The 18,983-nt window shown below is 54.8% G+C and carries 13 protein-coding genes; 3 read left to right on the top strand and 10 right to left on the bottom strand.

The window, feature by feature from the left end; translation table 11 throughout:
* Window positions 1-187 precede the first annotated feature (187 nt).
* Complete coding sequence (locus GIV35_RS07380; RefSeq protein ID WP_003194269.1) at window positions 188-505, top strand: PA4575 family protein; 318 nt, start codon at window positions 188-190, stop codon at window positions 503-505.
* Window positions 506-511: 6 nt separating this feature from the next.
* Here GIV35_RS07380 and GIV35_RS07375 read toward each other — a convergent pair whose 3' ends face one another.
* The gene (locus GIV35_RS07375) at window positions 512-2,335 is read right to left on the bottom strand and encodes a hypothetical protein (protein WP_236264470.1); all 1,824 of its coding nucleotides are present in this window, start codon (window positions 2,333-2,335) and stop codon (window positions 512-514) included.
* A 163-nt stretch (window positions 2,336-2,498) separates the two neighbouring features.
* Between GIV35_RS07375 and GIV35_RS07370 the strand changes: the two genes are divergently transcribed.
* Window positions 2,499-2,987, top strand: coding sequence for a TIGR00645 family protein (locus GIV35_RS07370; protein WP_005791582.1), 489 nt, complete (start codon window positions 2,499-2,501; stop codon window positions 2,985-2,987).
* Window positions 2,988-3,002: 15 nt separating this feature from the next.
* Here GIV35_RS07370 and GIV35_RS07365 read toward each other — a convergent pair whose 3' ends face one another.
* The 5 genes from GIV35_RS07365 to GIV35_RS07345 all read right to left on the bottom strand — a co-directional run bounded on the left by GIV35_RS07365 (window position 3,003) and on the right by GIV35_RS07345 (window position 7,955).
* On the bottom strand, window positions 3,003-4,436 hold the full coding sequence (locus GIV35_RS07365; RefSeq protein WP_236264471.1) for an ArnT family glycosyltransferase: 1,434 nt from the start codon (window positions 4,434-4,436) through the stop codon (window positions 3,003-3,005).
* Window positions 4,437-4,552: 116 nt separating this feature from the next.
* Window positions 4,553-5,578, bottom strand: a complete 1,026-nt coding sequence (locus GIV35_RS07360) for a hypothetical protein (protein ID WP_236264472.1) — start codon at window positions 5,576-5,578, stop codon at window positions 4,553-4,555.
* Window positions 5,579-5,684: 106 nt separating this feature from the next.
* Entirely contained in the window at window positions 5,685-5,939 is a 255-nt protein-coding gene (locus tag GIV35_RS07355; protein ID WP_054896140.1) for a DUF6124 family protein, read from the bottom strand.
* Window positions 5,940-6,307: 368 nt separating this feature from the next.
* The gene (locus GIV35_RS07350) at window positions 6,308-7,165 is read right to left on the bottom strand and encodes an NYN domain-containing protein (protein ID WP_236264474.1); all 858 of its coding nucleotides are present in this window, start codon (window positions 7,163-7,165) and stop codon (window positions 6,308-6,310) included.
* 271 nt (window positions 7,166-7,436) lie between these two features.
* Window positions 7,437-7,955 carry a cysteine hydrolase family protein gene (locus tag GIV35_RS07345; RefSeq protein ID WP_236264475.1) on the bottom strand — a complete coding sequence of 173 codons (519 nt, stop codon included), beginning with the start codon at window positions 7,953-7,955 and terminating at the stop codon, window positions 7,437-7,439.
* Window positions 7,956-8,444: 489 nt separating this feature from the next.
* Here GIV35_RS07345 and GIV35_RS07340 point away from each other — a divergent pair, with 489 nt between their 5' ends.
* Entirely contained in the window at window positions 8,445-9,305 is an 861-nt protein-coding gene (locus tag GIV35_RS07340) for an HNH endonuclease (protein WP_236264476.1), read from the top strand.
* Between the two features lie 71 nt (window positions 9,306-9,376).
* Here the strand turns inward: GIV35_RS07340 and GIV35_RS07335 are convergent, their stop codons facing one another.
* The 4 genes from GIV35_RS07335 to GIV35_RS07320 are packed head-to-tail and all read right to left on the bottom strand — an operon-like array spanning window position 9,377 to window position 18,982.
* The gene (locus tag GIV35_RS07335) at window positions 9,377-9,799 is read right to left on the bottom strand and encodes a very short patch repair endonuclease (RefSeq protein ID WP_236264483.1); all 423 of its coding nucleotides are present in this window, start codon (window positions 9,797-9,799) and stop codon (window positions 9,377-9,379) included.
* Window positions 9,800-9,823: 24 nt separating this feature from the next.
* The gene (locus GIV35_RS07330) at window positions 9,824-15,307 is read right to left on the bottom strand and encodes an ATP-binding protein (RefSeq protein WP_236264477.1); all 5,484 of its coding nucleotides are present in this window, start codon (window positions 15,305-15,307) and stop codon (window positions 9,824-9,826) included.
* On the bottom strand, window positions 15,300-16,841 hold the full coding sequence (locus GIV35_RS07325; protein WP_236264478.1) for a hypothetical protein: 1,542 nt from the start codon (window positions 16,839-16,841) through the stop codon (window positions 15,300-15,302). The genes GIV35_RS07330 and GIV35_RS07325 overlap by 8 nt, the downstream gene beginning before the upstream one ends.
* On the bottom strand, window positions 16,838-18,982 hold the full coding sequence (locus GIV35_RS07320; protein ID WP_236264479.1) for a hypothetical protein: 2,145 nt from the start codon (window positions 18,980-18,982) through the stop codon (window positions 16,838-16,840). The genes GIV35_RS07325 and GIV35_RS07320 overlap by 4 nt, the downstream gene beginning before the upstream one ends.
* Between the last annotated feature and the right edge of the window lies 1 nt (window position 18,983).

The following is an 18,983-nucleotide window of genomic DNA, read 5'->3' as shown; positions in this document are numbered from 1 at the left end:
TTGGGAACGTTTAGCGTGCCACAAAATTGACTCCACCCTCAGGGACCAACGCCCGTTGGTCCCTACAACCTTGGTTTGTCGCGTTTTTATTCTATTCTCAGAGTCAGGGATATCCACAGGAGTCGCAGGATAGAAACAGCCTCGCCTTGCGCTGGGGCTGAACACCGATCTACCGAGGGGCGCCGCCATGTCGCGCAACCTTTGCCTTACTCGCCAGTGCCTGGGCCTGGTCACCCGTATCGAATGCTCCATTCGCCCTCTCGCCGGGGATAACGGAATGTGGACGCTATTGTTTGCCGCCGGCATGTCGGGCGAGCAGCCTTCCACCGTCAAATCCCAGGGCCCGTTCCATGGGCCCTTCGTGGCAGAACGCATGCTGGGCACCATCGTTGATAGCCTGACCTTGCACGGCTACGAGCAAATGGACGAGCCGCAGATATGGTGCCTGCACCTGCAGGCTCATCTGCGCCAACTCAATGGCGGCCAGGAGCGGCTGGCCCTATAGCGTCGGCTATTTGCTCTCAGGCTTGTCCAGCTTGACCTCAAAGCCGTATTGCACGGTGCTGAGGTCGGTGCGCTGGTAACTTTCCAGCGTGGTCGGCTGGCCGTAGAAGTAATGCACGTCAAACATCGCCGTGCCGTATTCCTCGGCGCGGTGGCTGACACCGAGAATCTCCTTTAAGTAATTGCCGCTGGCATCCTTGGCGTAGAAGCGCCAACTGTCGGCGGGGAAATCCTTCTGGTCGACGATCAGCGCGTTGTCCTTGAGCGACAGGCCCTTGGGCAGCTTGGCGGCGTCAATCGTGGCTTTCTCGATGGTGGCCAAAAACAACGGTACCGAGCCCACCACAAACGCCGGGGTTTCCGGAAACAGGTTGAGGTCGTAGGTGAGCGTGCCGCTTACTGCGTTCAGCTCGAAAGCCTCGGTCGGCAACTCGATAGGCTCGCCGCGCTCGCCCTTGTCATCGGCGGTGAAAAAGGTGATAGGCGCGTCACTGTTGTTGCGCTCGGCACCGACCAGGTCGTCATTGAAGGTGAACGGGTGGTCGAACACGATTTTTGCGGCACTGGCGTCTTCGGTCGATTGGCTGATGGTGACGCTGTTTTTCAGTTGGTCCTCTGTCATCGAGGCATCTTTGAGCCAACTGGCGGCGCCGTCGTCATACACCGTGACCGGCATTGGCAGGGGCTGTACGGTGTTTTGCAGGCTGTTCCTGTCAAAGCGCATCACCGGCAGGTCCAGGTCTTTACGGGTGAGCGTGGCCTTGGAGAAATCCAGCACATTCACCTGCAGGTTATCGATCAGCCCGTTGAAATACACCTTGGCGTAATGGCTGGTCTGCTGGCGCTCGAAGGCTTTTTGCGCGTCGGTGAGCTGTTTATCGAAGGCATCTGACCACGCGGTTTGTTTCTGCATCTCGGCCAGTTGTTTTTCATAGAACGCCACTTGCGCGGCACTCTCGTTGATCGAGCCTGAGCGGGTCAGAAACTGCCCGGTGCTGTCCCGTGCCTGCACCAGCAGCGGGTTGGGTGACGCATCGCCTATTTCGGCGGCCAGGGGCTGGCTGTTGGTCAGTTCGATCTCGGCGTAGTTCTTTTCCAGCGTCAGCAGGTTGAGGGTGATGTTGCCGTCGGTGCGTTTATGGCCCACGTCTTGTTTGGTCAGGTCAAACGTCAGCACCTTGCCCGGGGTGATCACCTCCACCGCGCCCTTGAGGCTGATGGGTTGTGGCTGGCTCTTGTTTTCCGTCTCGATGCCTTCGATGAAGGGGTAGGTCACCGTCAGGTCGTCGGGGTTGGTCAGGTTGGAACTGCTGGGGCTCAGTTGGATGCCGGGGTCGGTTTCTGACCATTCCGGCTGGAAGGGAATGACTTTATTGTTGCTCAGGGTGACCGACTGCCATTCCAGGCCATGGGGGAAGGGGAACTGGTCCGGCGCGTTGAAGTTGAACGGGAAGACCGGCTGCAAATCCGTCAGGTAGTCGGAGTGTGAGGTTTTGCGCAGCACGAACAGGCCATTGATGTAGGTGTCCACCAGCGCTTGGGGCGTAGGGTAATGCTTGAGCAGGGCCAGGCTGTCTTCGCCGTATTCGGCTTCGATCGGCTTGCTGGCGAGCTTGACGCGCGCACGCTCCAGCAACAGCAGCGAGCCGCCCAGGTCCGCGATGGCATCACGCAGCTTGGGGTCCTGGATGGTGTCCAGGGACTGTTCGAACTTCGTGGTTTTCTCTTCGAGGGTCGCCTGCTTCTGCTCTTCTTTGGGGGAGCAGCCGCTGGCCATCAGCAACGCCGCACACAGGCCGAGAGTGGCCAAAGGGGATCGCACATCCATCATCTGAAGTTTTCCTGTCCGACATCATCGAGCCGAGTGAATGGCCTCGACACTAGCAGAAAAATTCTCTTACAGATGCCACTTGGGTCAGTTTTCTCGCGGTGACAGGGGCCGGGTGGCGGCTGGTATACTCGGCGCCATTTTTAGCCAAGCTGTGTGAGATTCAATGGAACGCTTTATCGAAAATACGATGTACGCCTCGCGTTGGCTGCTGGCGCCGATCTACCTGGGGCTGTCCCTGGGCTTGCTGATCCTGGCGCTGAAGTTCTTCCAGGAAATCATTCACGTGATTCCCAACATCTTCACCATGTTGGAAGCCGAAGTGATCCTGCTGCTGCTGTCGTTGATCGACATGGCCCTGGTGGGCGGCTTGCTGGTGATGGTGATGATTTCCGGCTACGAGAACTTCGTTTCGCAGTTGGATATCGACGAAAACAAGGAAAAGCTCAACTGGCTGGGCACCATGGACTCTTCGTCGCTGAAGATGAAAGTGGCGGCCTCCATCGTGGCGATTTCCTCCATCCACCTGCTGCGCATCTTCATGGACGCCAAGAACGTCGATCCACAGCACCTGATGTGGTACGTGATCATCCACATGACCTTCGTGGTCTCGGCGTTTGCCATGGGCTACCTGGACAAGCTCACCAAGCATTGATGCCCCGCGCCGGCCTTACTGCTCCACGAAGTAATAAGGCTGGCGGTTGATCGCCATTTGCTTGATCACCGTAACCTTCTCGTTCAGCCGGTCGGTGTGGTCTGTCAATGCAACGTTGCCGGGCTTGGCGCTGAGGAAGGCGCGCAGTTCGGCTTCGGTGTTCAGGATCGGCAAGTAGGCCTGCAGGTAGAACACGCTGGCGCCGTCGATGCGCTCGTTGGGTTGGTACATCGCCACCGTCCTGCCTTCGTCTTGTAGGGCCTGGATCTGGCTGATCACCGGCACGAATGAATGGCGCACATCGGCTTTGGGTGCAAACCAGAACGCTGCGCTCAGGTAGCAGGCGATCGCCAGGCTGAAAACCCCGCCAATAATTTGCCGATGATAACGGTACAGCCCCGGCTTATGGTCTTTGACCCACTCCAACAGCACCCGCGCATACTCGGCGGCTAATACCGCGGCGGCTGGCGTCAGCGCCATCAAATACACCGTGCGTTTGCTGGAAGCCAGGGTCAGCAGGGTGAACTGCGCCACCAGCCACACACTGAAAAACAACCGGTAGCGGTTGCGCACCAGGCTTTTGCGGAAGTGCCACAGGCCCAGGTACACCAGGATGTTCCAAGGCAAAAAGGCTTCAGGCAGTTTCGCGAGGTAATAGTAAAACGGCTCGTAATGCCCGGCTTCTACGAACGAACCACTGAAGCGCCCGACACTATTGGTCCATAACACTTCACCCACCGCCTGCATCCCGCCGCGCTGAAACAGAAACCCCAGCCAGATCAGCAACGGCACCAACGCCAACAAGGTGAACAGCGCCGGCTTGAGCCAATCGCCCAGCCGCAGGCGCTTATCCATTAGGCTGGTGCTGAGCAAGTACACAAAGATCACGATGCCCGGCATCGCCAGGCCCAACACGCCCTTGCTTAACGTGGCGATGACCATCCCGGCGGTAAACAACGCCCAGGCCCAGATACTCGAACCTTCACGCTCGGGCCGTACCGCCTGGTAAAACCCCAGCAGGGCCGCGGTGACACCGAGGCTGAGCAACGAATCCTCACCCACACCTCGCACATTGCCCCAATAACTGGCCATGGTCGCCAGGATCAGCGCAGCGCTGAACGCCAGCGTCTGCGGCCGCCCGAACCGCCGCAGCATCCCGTACAACAGCATCACACTGAACAACCCGGCAAACGCCGACGCCAGGCGCACCGCCCCGGTGCTGGCGCCAAACAGGCGAATCGCACCCGCGTCCAGCCATAGGCTCAGGGGTGGTTTTTCCAGGAAGGGTTCACGAAACAGGCGCGGCACCACCCAGTCATTGTCCAGGTGCATCGCCATGGCGATCCCGGACACCCGGGCTTCGGTAGAGCCTTGCAACTCGTGGTTGCCGAGGGCGAAGAAGAACAACAGAGCAGCAAGCAAGAGCAGCAGGGGAGCGGGGCGCGTCATGGAGTCTGGCTACCGAGGCATGAGACCGATCGGGCGACCGGTCATGGGTAGTCAGGGAGTATACGAGCGCGATTCTTAACCTTTGGTGAACGGCTGTGGGGTTTTTCTCCGGCGGATCAAGGCAGTTTCAAGCTGGGCACCGCCGCTTTGCCTTGTGCGGTCAGCACCGGCTCCAACTGCTCCCAGGTGAAGGCCAAGTCGTTGTCGCAACCGTCACCATTGGCCGGTGTCGAGAGTTGCAGGCCCTGGGTGTTGAAGCTGAGGTGAAAGTTGGAGTAATCGGTAATCGCCGGGCAGCCCTCGTCGGCAGTGGTTTGCTTGGCCAGCCAAGTGCTGAAGGCGGCCGGCAGCTTCAAATGGCCGGAATAGGCGTCATGCCATTGCTGATGGCCGCCGAGCCAAGTCCATGGGTCCACACTCTCGCCGGTTTGCAGGTTCCAGGAGTGCAGGCCCCAACTGATGCCCATGGCGCCTTGGCCTGCGGCCCAGCGGTAGAACCGCACGGTGAGAAATTGCGATGACCAATAGGCAGGCTCAACCTCGATCTCACTGGTATAGACCGAACCGTTTCGACCCAGGTATTCACGGCGTTCATAAAAATAGTCGGTTAGATCTTCGTCATTGACGGCCAACGTGGCGAGTTGCTGGTTGATCTTCTGTACCGCTAGGCCGTCACCTTCCAGCTTGAGCGTGACGCGGGGGCCTTGGGTCTTGAGCTGGTAGGTGTGGTTGTGGAAAGTCTTCTTCTCGGTCTTGATCGGCAGCGGCGCGGCTTCCATGGGCGCGTTATAAGCATCGCTGCCGCAGCCGTCCGCGCCAATGCGGCGCAGCGCCAGTGGCAGCGGCGCACCGCCGTCGGTTTTGCTCCAGGTACCCGAAAGGGTATCGGCCTGAGGTTTTTGCAGGGCCCAGAAACCGGTGTTGCCTTCCTCCACCCAAGGCGCGTTGTCGTTGGCCTGGGTCAGCTGAATCGGGGTACGGATGCGCTGGTAGTAATAACTGCCATGCTCCCCGTCGGCGCCGTTGAAACACACGGTGATAGCGGACTTGCCCAAAGTGCCTTGCCAAACCCCGGCCAACTCGGCAGCGGTGGCGAATGAAGGGATGAAGGCGAGGGCGATGACGGCGAAGGGCTTGAACACGGGTATCTGACTTCCGGTTGTCTGATAAAGGCCGTCAGGGTAATGGGAAGTGTGAGGGGATGCCAGCGGGCGAGATGCGCTGAGGCAGCTCGCCCGTTTGCGTGTTTTAGGGCTGTGGCGTCTGGCTGGTGAATGGTTGCGTGTTCAAGACTCGTTCTACTAATAGCTCACCCAAAACGATCAACTGCTGAGCAGCCAGCAACTTGTGGCGGTGCGCGCCTTCAAGTTCGAAAGCCAGGTCGGTGGTCATGGCGTTGAGGGAGGCGAGGGTTTCGCTGGCTTGGATTAGCAGGGTTTCGGGGTGGATGTTTTCGGCGAGGGTGAAGAGGGTAGTTGGGGGATTGGGGGTGATTTTTTTCATGGCTGAAACTCCTTGATTGATGGAGTCGCCAGACATCGCTGCTAAACGAAAAGGGTGGCGACCGTACGCGGGTTAGCAGACCAGGAATCAAGGAACCCGGCGCACCCGAAAGTGCCCCACGCACAGCCGCCATGACACGAACCAGCGGATGCAGAAAGCATCGCTCGAACGGATGGTGGCTTTGCAGGCCTTGATATTAACCGAGCTGCTAAACCCGGTCGCTGATTTTGCAGCGACAGGGGAAGGCTAGGCTTGTTGGTTGGAGTGCGCTAGTTCACCGACAGCGCGGTATCTTGCGGGAAAATTCCGAAGCCTGGCCCTGTACCGCTTCTAGACGAGCGACACAATGGAAGCCGTGAAGTTTGAGCTCAGTCCCTGGCTTCCAGGCATGGCTTTTTAACGTGCACCCCTGGATCAGCTTCCAGGTTACCCGCAATTGCGATTTCAGTGGCCTCATCACGTTGGTGTCGCATATCTGGTCGTATAGCCCACCACTCCGGACTCTTAATGACATCGGCGCCGGTGATATCCCTGATCATCTTCACAATGTCGAAGGATCGAAGTCCATCTACGTGTTCGCTAAGACTGCTGGTCGTATTGGCCCACATGGGATCTAGAACGAAGTCGATCCCTTTCATCCTTGCCAGCTTTGCCGCAGGTACGAAATCAGCGTCGCCGGCCACCAGAACAATGACGTCAACCAGTCGGTCCATGGCCAGGGTCGTGATATCCATGCCCAGTTTGGTATCTACGCTTTTTTGCTCCACGTTGTAGTGAAAGTCTGCATTGGTGAGCTCGCTCCAAGCCTTGTGGCCTTTGAGCAAAGCTTTGAGTGAGTGGGAGTTGAGCCGCCATTCTCCACTTTTGGCTAGCTCGCCGAGCCTGAGCGCTGTTTTCCTGCTGCACCTGAGATTGTCATGAAGGGCACGTCGTAACTGGTAGGGCGGATGGGTATTGAAATTCAAATGTCCTGGCGTTTTGTGGCCTGGTGGTATGAGTGGGAGACGTACCTGATTGGAGGGCGGCGGACAGTCGTAGTAATAGACTCGGTAGAGTTCCCGGCGGGCGGATCGCTCGTCCTCAATGTGAAGCCTGACCAGCTTCCTGATGATCTGCGCCAAATGTTCCGCGTTCGGCAGCAGGCTGTCTCGGAAGTACTTTCGCCTGAAGAACAGCACGCGCTGAAAGAAAAAACCACCATCTATGAGAACGGCTGCTCGTTTCACTCACTTTTCTCCGGGCAAAAAAAAGCTCAGGACTGCTGGGCAGGTTCTAACAATTGCCTGCGCGCTGTACTGAGCTGGTAGATAGTTTTGTTCAGTCGCCGCCTGAGCGTCAAGGACAAGATGGAAGCCATCTTAGAGCTGGGCTCTACCATTGCTGCGACAGTTGAAGGTTATCTGCGACAGGCGGAGTTGGCCAGTTCACCAACAGCGCGACATCTTGCAGGAAAGTTCCGAAGCCCGGCCCTGTTGACCTCCCCGTCGTCAGGCTCTGTTAAAAGCTCCAGTCCACAGCCTGAACCATCTGGCAGAACGGCCCGTTGAGCGTGGCATTGTGATGAGCCACGATAGCCTCGGCTTTCATCAAGGGCGTATCCGAACAGGTATGACCGTCGGCGATAAGCACCGCATCGAAGCCAAGATCACGCGCAGCACGGCAGGTGCTGTCGACGCAGTATTGCGTTTTCATCCCGGTGACTACCACGCCAGTAGCGCCGCTGGAGCGCAGATTGTCCGCCAGGTCAGTCATTGCAAAAGCGTTAGGCCGACGCTTTTCGAACACCACTTCCCCGCCCAGTAACTTCAGTTCCTGTGTAATCAACGTAAGCGGGCTGCCCGGTTCGATCGGCGAGCCAACGGGGCCGATGTGGCGCGCGAGAAAAATCGGCACGCCTGCGCTGCGAGCCTTGTCCATCAGGGCATTCAGCGTCTCCAACAGCTCGTCGCAGCGCCAGGGTTTTTCCGGGCCGTGGATGAGTCCGACTTGGATATCGAGTATCAACAGGGCGTACATGGGGGCATCTCCTTGCGTGTGAACCAGCGACACAAGGGCATAAAAAAGGCCCTGTCCATCGCTGGCGGGCCGTTGAAGTAATCGTTGGTTATTGGCTCACGACACCTCGAACGCTCCGCTTGAAGCGGTCGTGGTGGTGGTTGTCGAGGTGAGGCAATGGGTAGTCATTAGGTTGACACTAGCAGTATGGGTGATGGAATGCCAGCTACAAAAAAGACGTCCGTGGCACACTGGCGCTGTCGTGCGATCTATTGGAACAGGGTGGAGTAAAGCTTTGGTGCACCCCGAACTTCCTAGGAGCTGAATGACTACTTTTGCTTGGAGTCAACCAGTCGATTCACGGACTGGCTAATCGTTCAGTGGGTGGTCAAATGAAGTGCATTTTTTCAAGTTTTTAGCCACTGCATAGTGGCGTATTGATATTTTTATTCGAGGCGGGTTTATTTTCACGTATGTTGATACAAAATTATCCCTGATTTCGGAGTAAAAATGTCCCCGTTCGTCATTGGTCAGGAGTATGAAAGATCCCGCCTCCTTGAGTTCATAGGCAGCAGGCAGATGCAGTCAGGTGTTCTTTGGGGGAGCGAAGAGCCAGGGTGTCTTATTTGTACATCGGGAGGCCGAGGCGGTAAGAAAGCTGGTTATTCGGATGAGCGCCTCTCTGACGGTACTTGGTGGTATTTTGGCCAAGGCCGCACGGGTAACCAATCTCTGAGTAATTCCGCGAACTCAAAGCTCTCTTCTGGAAAGTATTCCGTTCTTCTCTTTACTACGAGAGAACCAACTGCGAGAGAAGTGGCGGCTCGAGGCAACTATGGAAAATTGTTTTCCTATTGTGGGCAGTTTAATGTTTCAGGTTTTGACCAGTTTTTGCCGACTGATGGTAGTCGTCAGGGGGATAAGCTATGGCGTTTTCGCCTGCTGCCTATCGGTGAAGAAAAGTACTATTATTATAATGAGAAAAGTGATCTGGATTTAGAGTTTTCCGGTGACTTACGGGAGATTCAGTATCGATTAACGTCTATAGTTGCCACTAAGTCCGAGCCTCGGATAAGCATGGCGGAGTATAGGTATAGGAGTGCTGCAGTTCACGTCTACGCATCGCTTAGATCAAATGGGCAATGCGAAGCGTGCGGGTCCTTCGCTCCATTCACTCGTCCCGATGGGCGAGGGTTTCTTGAAGTGCACCATCTCACTCGGCTTGCCGATGAAGGACCAGATTTACCTTCAAATGTCGCTGCACTTTGTCCAAACTGTCATCGCCGTGTCCACTATTCCATTGATCGAAAAGAATACGGTAAAAAACTTAAAGATGCTATTGCTTTAAAAGAAGCTATTGTTGCTGGGTAACAGTGGGCGCTTAAATATTGGTGTTCAATATTGTTTCGCAAAAGGTGATGCCGATTTGGAGTGATGCTTATTTATTCTTTTCGCATCAAAGCTGCAAGTCGATTTCCGGCGGCATTTGCTTTTTTGGTAGAATACACCTCACATTCCCAAACGATGAATACTTTCCATCCTAATGCCTTTAGATACGATGTCACCCGATTATCCCGGGCGACATTCTTCTCGAACTTTTCTAGCCAAAATGCTGTATTGCTTTTCGGTGTCGTGGCAATATTGCAGTTGGAATGCCGGTGCCAGAAGCAGCCGTGGACGAAAACCACGGCCTTGTATCGGGGAAATACAAGGTCAGGCTTGCCGGGCAAACCTGACCCATTCAAACGGTAGCGCAGACCGAGACTATGCAACACTTTACGCAGTGCTATCTCCGGGCGAGTGTTACTCCCCTTAATTCGGGCCATCCTTTCTGACCGCTCCTTAGGAGAGAGGAAGTCGGTTATACCCGACCTCCAGATCGAGAGCTCCTATTTTGGGCTTTCATCTCCCTCCTTAACCAGTTCGTAGAAAGGTAGACCGCGAATTACCTCTCCTGATATATCGAAAGATTTATAGAGGCAGTGATGATTAGGTAGCGTCTTCACACGCTCTGATAGCTCTGCAAGATCCGATGTAAAGCCGAGGACTCCCAGTTCGGCAGGCGTGATGTTTGGTACCTTGTGGATGAACCAGGATAGTAGCGGTTCCCTGTAGTCGGTCGCACCGACCTTAAAGTGCCTAAGGAATTGGGATGCCAGTATCACGCCAGTTCCAAACTCCCGGCCCTGTAGCAACAACTTGCGTAGAACGTCGAACTCGTAACGCATGATATTGTCAGCTTCGTCCACCAATAAGTAGGAGTCGATCGCCCTGAGCTGCGGGTCTGTGCCAGTAAAAGCTCGCTTGGGTACCTTGAGCATGTTCTCGTAAAACATGTTTAGTAAGATGGCAACGAGCATATTCTTGCTGCGGTCGTCTTGTCCCATGGAGCTTAGGGATATCACCACAACGCCATCGAAGAATTCGTCAAAAGGTTTTGTTTCCCCTTTGGCCTTTGCAAACACCTCCATGTCCACCAGATCGTCAATGATTGCCATTGGTGCGTCCGACTTCCCGCCCAGTATTTCTCTGTACTCTGCATGGATGTCGTAGATTGTAGGCTGGCGGTCTTGAGCATTAGCTGCCTCGTACGCGTTACGGACGGCTGCTTTGAGTTTGTCGCGCTGCACGGGACCTATTCCCGAGTAAACCTTGTCGAGGACATCTGCGAAAAACCGGAAGCGATCCAGCCATGGCGCTGAAGATTCCCCCATTCCGGTGATGTCGAAGAGATTTAGAGGAAGGTGATAGGGCTTCACCACCTTTGCCCCGGTAGCCTCTACGAAATCCGGGCTACTAAAGTCGCTTTTATAATCGAAGATCAAGAAGCGTGGCTTGATCCCACGGTTTGCATCACTGGCTCTGGATATCTGCAGGATAAGTGACTTGAGGAATTGGGTCTTACCTGTGCCGAGATCACCTGCCACACCGATGTTCAACTGATTGAGTCGAGTATCGGATATGTTCAGGCTTAGCTGTCTTGGCTCGAAACCATCAACTGTTTTGCCTACGGAGAGGATCACGCCTGCGCCAAACTCGTCAGGTGTCAAGGAAGGTGCGATCTCTCCATTTGCATTGCTGGAGGATGTTTCTTCATTGATTAACTGCATAACGGGTTCGTTGTTCGAAGTTATCGAAGGGTTTACCGACCACTCGCTTTCCGCCGCAGAACTGTCGAAAGGAGGCGAGCTGGTAGCCTGGGCTAACAAGGGAGGTAATAATCCCCAGTTGCCCACCTTGGCCCGCACGGCGTCGTAGAACGACTGTGGATCACTGTCGAGTACGATACGGCCTGCATCCTTGCTTGAAATGACAATCGTCTCGTCGAAATTGTCGCCGTCACGATTATGTGGGCCGCTGAGGCTTGATTCGTCTACGACGATAAGTCTTCCCCGTAAGTCTAGAGTAGGTCTCGAGTCAGGATCGAGGATCGCTGCGGCGATTAGCTCGTGGTACCCGGCCCAGCGGGTAGCTTGTCCTTCTACTGCCTGATGCTGACTGTAGACTCGTAAGCCAAAGCCAATCATCGAGAGTAGTAGATGTTGGTAGGCCAAGCTCCATGCCAAAGATTTATTGGCGCGATCTTCGATGGCTTGCAAGAGTTGTGAGAGTGCTCTGGCTTGAGAAAGGGCTTCGACGGAGTCGCTGGCTCCGAACACGCTTCCTTGGCGGCACTTGACCTCTATCGGCGTCAGATGCAGATGAACTTTGTCGTTGCTGATTCGCACTCCTACTACAAGCAAGTCGGGGCGTGAAAGGGACGTTTCTTTGCGTTCCTTGCCTAGCGAGCGTGCAAGGTCGGCAAGATAACCTCTGAACGGGTCGACGGGAACGATTATCGCGATTGTGATCTCCTCTGGCGACCCCGCGAGCACTGGTAACAAGCTGTTCAGGTTTCCTTCGGTCCGGAACTGGTCTTGAAGAAGTCGGACCGCTAGGAATAGGCCCAGGTCGCCTGTAGCGCCTGTATCGTCCCCGGAGAGACCGCGAACGGTGGGGATTCCTCTCCTAGCGACCTCTAGAAGAATCTGCTCGATCTTTGAGTCGTCTAAGTTGTCGCATCCTGGAAGGGGCTTCAGAACACGGCGTAAGGCATCACGATCGGCTTGCTTGACCTGCGACAAGAGGTAGTAGCCGCTGGTATCGCCTGCGCGATGGGAGTACGAAGGGAGATCGTAGTCCCACAGGTAAGTGCCTTCGATCCAGCCACCCAAAAAACAAGCTGGGTCAATTGCAGAGGACGATACTGCAACATAGCCGGCGCTATTTTCCTTAAGCATGTCGGACACTGCGTGGACGCTAGGCGAGAACTGCAGTCCAACCTTACTGTCCCTCATCCTTTCAACCATAAGCATGCATGCTGAAACCTTGTCGGCGAATTGTTCGCCAGAGGGAGGCATCTGCCGGCCTTGACGGGATTCGCTTAGGAATGAGCCTTGAAGCTGGCGCCTGACTCTGTGTCTGATTAGGCCGCCAACGCCTATCGGTGAGAGCATGCCTACCTCCTTGGAGCCAGGTTCTGCCGAATCCAGTTGTGCAATGATGCCTAGATCCGGCGTGGCGCCTAACGGTTGTTTGTCATACCAGCGAACGTGGTTATCGGTGTCCTCGGAGAGGTTGGCGATCGTAGCCTGGTCAGGCCTTCCTGAAAGCCTAGTATCGAAAACTTCCAAAATCTTCGCACCGACGCTTTGCATAGGTGTGTTCGCGCCTCCGTTACCGAACCGCTTTGTACACCAGTTGGTCAAACCTTCGTTGCAGGCATCAGTGGTACCACCTGCGCTAGACACTACTAGACTGATAATGGGCTTTGCTGCAAGAAGGTTGGTTACATCGTCGAGTGCGCGCGAAACCTGAGCGGGGCTGAATCCACTTGAGATACCGCCGACAGTTAGGCCGAAGGTGTTGTCGAATGGGGGGCGGCGGGTACGGGCTGGTAGCTGGCCCAGGCGAGAGCCATTCCAAAGGACAGACCAGTAGTCGGAACTGCATTCGACGGACAAGAAGTCTATCCGCTCAACGCCACTCGGGGACTGAAGCGAGATGGTCAGCAGGTCGGGAACACAATCTGGGTCAAAAATACTTGCCGCCGGACAAGGCAAGGGTGAATCGCCTTCCACCTCGTCCCGTAGGACTTTCTGAGCAAGACAATGCCATGCAAGTCGTAATGGATGAAGGGGGGAAAGGATGATTGCTTCTGGAATTCTACTAAGGGTTCGTCCGTCTAGTTCTAGCGAGCAGACTGCAACGGTATCTATCCAACAAGCAATGTCCGGGTCAGTGTCGAGCCAGGACATGTAAGCATCGAGATAGGTTTCGGCGAGAACGCGAAACTGAGTGTCTTCCGAGAGCCAGGCTCCTAGCGTAGCAGACTCGATGAGCCCCGCTTGATCTTCGCCTCGTATGTATTTTGCAATCTCTTGGCGAGTTTCCACGAATCCCTTTGGTGGCTGGAAGCTCAGGATATTGGGGCGCGGATCATGAAGGAAGCGGCCTTGCGAGAGAATGGGGCCATTAGTGGCATTCCAGTTGGGTGGAACCCAACTAGATACGTAGTCATCTGCTATCACTAGAGGTCTGAACGATTCGGCTACGTTCTGCTCCTCTAGTATCCAAGACTGCAAGCTTGAAGCTCGCGCATTCCGGTCCAGATGCACGACGGCCTTGGTATCGAACTTGTCGAGATGTCGACGGTTCAACTTGATCAGGCGCTCGAACTCGCTCCGGCAGCCTTCCTCCTTTGCCTCATCGCAAGCAAGGTAAACTCTGCAAGTTTGAGGGGAGGTCTCGTCCAAGAGATTGAAGGCTATATCTAGTTGGTACTTACCGTCGGCCTCCACTTCTACTAGATATTCATCCTCTCCTACGAGGCGCGCGTCGAGGGGTTGTTGCTGTCCTTCTAGTTCAGTAGCGTCGTCCGGCATTCCCTCCACGTTGCCAACGGTAGCACCTGGTGACAGATGGAGTCGCAGCTCATATCGACCTGAACCGGGTAGCGAAAGGGATGTCTCCCAGTCCATCGCTGCAGTCTTTTTACTAGGTTTTTTAGGCGGTGACAGTTTTGTCGCTAGTCGGCAGGTTACCAGTATCCCTGGCTTCCAGTTTATTAAGGAAATAACCCGGATACTTGCAGGCTTACACCCCGTGGAGGCAACCTTATAGGTTATCGGTGCCTTATGTGCGGGAGGGAAACGATCTGTGTATTCATTAATTCCGCTAGAGGATGCTTGTAACGGGGTTGGCGCCTTACCATAGGAACCTCCGGTCAGTAGAAACTCTTCTGGTTGACCGCTTTCGTTCGTAGAGACGGCTAGTTCTACCTTGTCGCGCACGATCGCTGGTAAACCCTTGGTTGCGGGAATAATACTATTCGTGCATCGAATGCTGATCTCTCCGATGACTTCATCGGGCTCGTCGGCAAGCAGATCAGTCCATTGCTCTATAGTTAGTAGCGTCCACCAATGGGGCGGAGAAACTAGCGATAGAGTTTTCCCTGGCAAATAAAAAGCTTGGGTTGCTCGTTCAAAGGCTGTAGGTACGTCGCAGCTTGTTTGAAGGTGGTGGAGCAACTCTCGAAGAGCTTGAACAATATCGTCAGGGGCACCGTGTGCTAGACGTTCAATACCAGTCTTGAAACCATCAGCAAGCTCATGTGCAATTTTATCTATGACGGAGAGCTGGGCCTTCGACGAGATCCCATTGTCTGCCATTGGGGGGAGACCGCATGCCAGAGCAAGCGCATTTCCAGGTGAGAGATGTAGTTGGGCGGTCTCTATCGAAAATATGCGAGATAGCATGCGCCATGAAGCGGCGTGGTTGGCGTGTTCTGAATCCACTTCGTCGATGGAGTTTGCAGCTGCACGGATTAATTGCTTCGCATCGTCTCTCTGCGAATCTACGATACCTGCGACGAGCACTGCCACATTTACCGATTGCTGCACGAAACCGTCGTCCCACCATTTTTCGAGATCGGCACTCATGCCGAAGACATCACTTGAAGATTCGATCGAAAGATTGTTGTGCTGGCCTGCAGGAACTAGCGCAACGAAACTGGAATTATTTGGATCATTTCGTACATCCAGCAAGTGGTCGTTATCGCATTTGCCAGACTCCCCGATACGAAGCTTATGGCTATTCATCTGGTCGGTTGGATACTGGAGCAGTACCGGTAGAGTCACCATACTACCGTCTATCCCAGACATAACTTGAATTCCCCCATCACGAGCAAGCTCTTCGTACACTTGCTCGAGAATCTCGAGGGGGGGGCCGCGGAAAATCAGCCGGTACTCAAATTTCTTGCCGCTAAGCCCCTGCGTTGCACCCGACGCTTTTTCACGGACAATTGTTGCGAGCCAGTTTGCGAGTTTATTCATGTTCGTATTCCTGAAGGACTTGGCTCGTGTGGAACGGTGGCAATAGCAGCATGCCGCTCTCGGCATCTGGGCTATCGAGCACAAGACCGAGCATCCTTAGCTGGTGGCCCAAGTCATTCCTGGCTATATCGTGTTTATCTACGGTGACGCCGTAGGCTTCGAGATGTAGCCCTAATCTATGGATTGAGCGAGGTCCACCCATCCCGGCGAGGGCGCAGTGGACTAGAGCCAACACAGCTACAGGTCCAAGGGATACGATCCATGGACTGGATGGACTGCTCCCTTTCTTCTTGAGGATATATCCCTGGTCATACCCTCTGAGCAACGGGACTGCAGTCTGGCGTTGCCCTAGCGCGTGCCTCGCGAACTCGAGCAGATTCGAGCCGATGCCTTTCCTGCATAACAACGCGCGAGCCTCTTGCTCACGTATATCGATAATGGTTTCGAGAGTCCCTACGCGAAGGAGTGTATTTCTATGGTTTTGGATATGCTGGCAAAGTGCGGCAATTCCTTTACTTGAGGAGAAGTCGCCCTCGTAGGGGGCTCCTATTTGCTTGAGTGACCAAAGGAGCGTATTGATCCCCAGCCTGGCGTTTAGGTAGCTGGAAACCTTGTCTTTGATACCTTGAAGAGCCTTTCCGCCGTAAGCCATGTATTGCGGGGCCTCAGGGAAAATTGCGATCCTAACCTCTTGCTCGTTAGGCGCCGCGCCTTCGGTAAGTGCTGTAGAGAGACAGCTCCAAATCCTCGCGTGGACGTCACATAACCACGTCACATGGGACACTGCTCCTAGACGCAACACAGCCTCTAATAAACTAGTCCATTGCCGGCGAGTCATGGAGTCTTTCGCCTGCATGATGGCTTGCAGGTCTTTGGTAAATCGTCTGGCTGGCAGGAAGTGAATTTCCTGAAAGTCGGATGCCGTCAGTGTTGCCGCGTCCTCTTCCGGAATCCGCACTTGAGACCATGTACCCCCGCCTTGATTCCACGACGATGTCTCCTGCTCAAGCCAGCGGGCGAAGAAGTCGTCTTTATCATTGACACTTAGAGAGTCAAAGAGATGTTTCCAAAGGCGCTGCGCTGACTCCTGATCCTTTGAACCCAGGCAGACCATCCGGCGTATCAAGCTGCCGGCAGGCCAGGAGTTGCTACTTAGACGAGCGGAGCCGGAGAAGATCGCTGCTCCTGGTACGAGAGGAGTAACCTGCACAAAGCGTTTAGAGGATTGGTTAGGAAGTTTTGGACTCTCCAATATACCGTGAAGCACGGTATGCCAGGCATCCACGCCAATTACCGCTCCAATTGGCGGCAGTTGGCTCTTTTCTCGAAGCTTCTGTATGCGCCTATCTAGATCACGTCCCGCCTGTGGCACGCTGCCTTCGCTCGCTGATTCAAAGCCTATCGTCCGGTAGAGCGAGGCTAGCAGGACCTCTGAACTTGCGTATTCCGGCGCAGGGCTCATAGCTAGGGCCGACTTCTGATAAATGCTATTGGAGAAGCGCCAAGGTGCTTGCTTGAATTCCATAAGGCTCATACGACCTCCTCCTTGCTCGCAACTAAGCCATCCCATGAGCGAGCTACTACAGTGCCGTCTGACCCGATACGAATTTTGGCATGCTCGAGAAGTTCCTCATCCCGGACAATGGAACCAGAAAGACGAGCTTTTGTTGTATCCAATAGGGCCAAGACTGTACGAGGGAGGGAGGCAGGGGATAACCCCCTTTCTAGCTCCTTCACTGCTTTGAACAAGTCATAGGTAAGAGGGATTGGTTGCGCCGATTGCACATGGCCGACCCCGAGGTAACAGATTGGGGAGCGAGGTCGTCCTGAAGTGTTCTGGGGCAGCATCCTGACCTGACGTAGAGGCACAACCAATGTCGCCTGACGTTGCTTGGGTGGAAGTGGTTGTCCAAATGTAGTGGTTAGCGAGACCTCGAATTCCTGACCGGTATTCAGCAGGCCCTTCACTTGCTGCACAACCTCGTAAAGCTGGTGCTTGTCATTCTGTTCGACGACTAGTTGGAAAGCCTGCAGGATCTTGAAATCGGCAACTACTGCCGTTCGGGTGCAAATGCTTCTGCGGACTAGGCGGCAAGCAAAGTCGCGAAGTAAATGTTGAACACGACTGGCTGCGACGGGTCTCCTTCGTCGGACAATTGGCATAGAAAGCATTTCATCTGCATTGGAGAGTCGCTTGAGTAGCTCAATCTCGTTTCGCGATAACACTTTATATTTGCGGATGAACTCTATTCCGCCGGCGAGGGAGCGACTAAAGCGAATGTCGAGGTCGCCGAGGCTAATCATGCTCTGGCTACTTACGGCGACCTGACTGTCGGGACTTGCGAATGCTGGGTCTAAGGTCTCGACAAGGCCTTCCAGCAATGGCGCAATTGTAGCCGGTAGGTAATGTGTCTTTCTCTCTGCGAGAAAATGCACAAGACCCATCAGGGTTCGCCCAGCTTCGGCATCTAACTCCTTTTCGAGCCCTAAGTCTTTGAGATCACGGCGGAGCGAGGTCGCTGCATCCTTGTCCCAACGATGGAAAAGTGCATGTTGGTAGCTTGACGTTGCTAGGTGAAAAATCGCAGTGAGCGTTTGTCGGTTGTGCTTTTTTGTGCCTGCTGCTTTGTGGTCAAGTTCGACTAGGTTCTCGGCCCATTGGCAAGGTGTTGATTGGTGTGTATGTCTTGCTGAGTCATGAACTATAGGATGGTGCCCAGCCAACAAGTACGAGGTAAGGGAGAAAAGGTCACGGAAGCTCCAACGCTTGCCGCTGGCCAGCTCATACCAGCGTAGTATCTTTAGTAACGCTGTTCGGTGCTCGTCTCTGGCTAAGATAGCCTGGCTGGTACAGAAGGGGCATTTTTCTCCCGCTGGACATGCTCCCTTTGCGGGCCACATTTCGGATGCAGTGGCCTGGCCGATGAGGATTTCCGCTGGCGCCGAAGTCTCGTCGTCAGGCTTGACTAGAAGGGACTCTGCATCCATTGGCCAGACTGCAATCGATGGGAAGCCCTCGAGTGGCCAGCATGAAGGGGCATCGTACGCTAGGCTCACAGCCCTCGTAATAGCCTCGAGGATGATGCGCGGTTTTTCCAGATTATTGTCGATAGCATGGATCAACGCATCATCGAGGACGCCACGGTTAACGCAGCATAGGTAAGCTTGGGATGGTGGCCCATCTAGAAGCCGGCCGAGCTCCTCGATAAGGAGTGCTGGTGCAGTGCTTCCCTCGTGACCGGCTGTAGAAGTAGCGTCCTGAACTATATCCAAGCTCAGGCTACTATCGAATCTTGAAAGGCTTCCAGCATCGACGCTTACTATTCTTGGGACTTTGAAGCCGGCGGATGGATGGAACGCCTTTGACAGCTCTTCGATGAGCTGTCCCCCACAGCCTAGGCTCGCGTCTAGGCAGTGGATAGTGGACTCGATCGCTTCGGTTTTTCCATTACCTGGTCCGCCAACCAGAAGGATAATCCTCGGGATGCTCGTGCTGTCGGCCGGAAGCTTTTCGGCCCAGGCTTGGAGTCGAGCCAGAAGGCTTGTCCTTAATAATAGTTTGTTAGGCTGGCCGCTTTCGTTGTCTAAAAGCCGCTTCACTCCCCCCGAGTGATGGCCGGCCCAGTCGACAAGGGCTGCGGGGTAGCGCGCCCCTTCCATTTGGGTGCTATCCATT

The organism is Pseudomonas sp. PA-1-6B, from assembly GCF_021609545.1.
Classification (GTDB): domain Bacteria; phylum Pseudomonadota; class Gammaproteobacteria; order Pseudomonadales; family Pseudomonadaceae; genus Aquipseudomonas; species Aquipseudomonas fluorescens_BV.
Note: the sequence above shows the minus strand (reverse complement) of the source record. Positions and strands in the feature narration are given on the sequence as shown.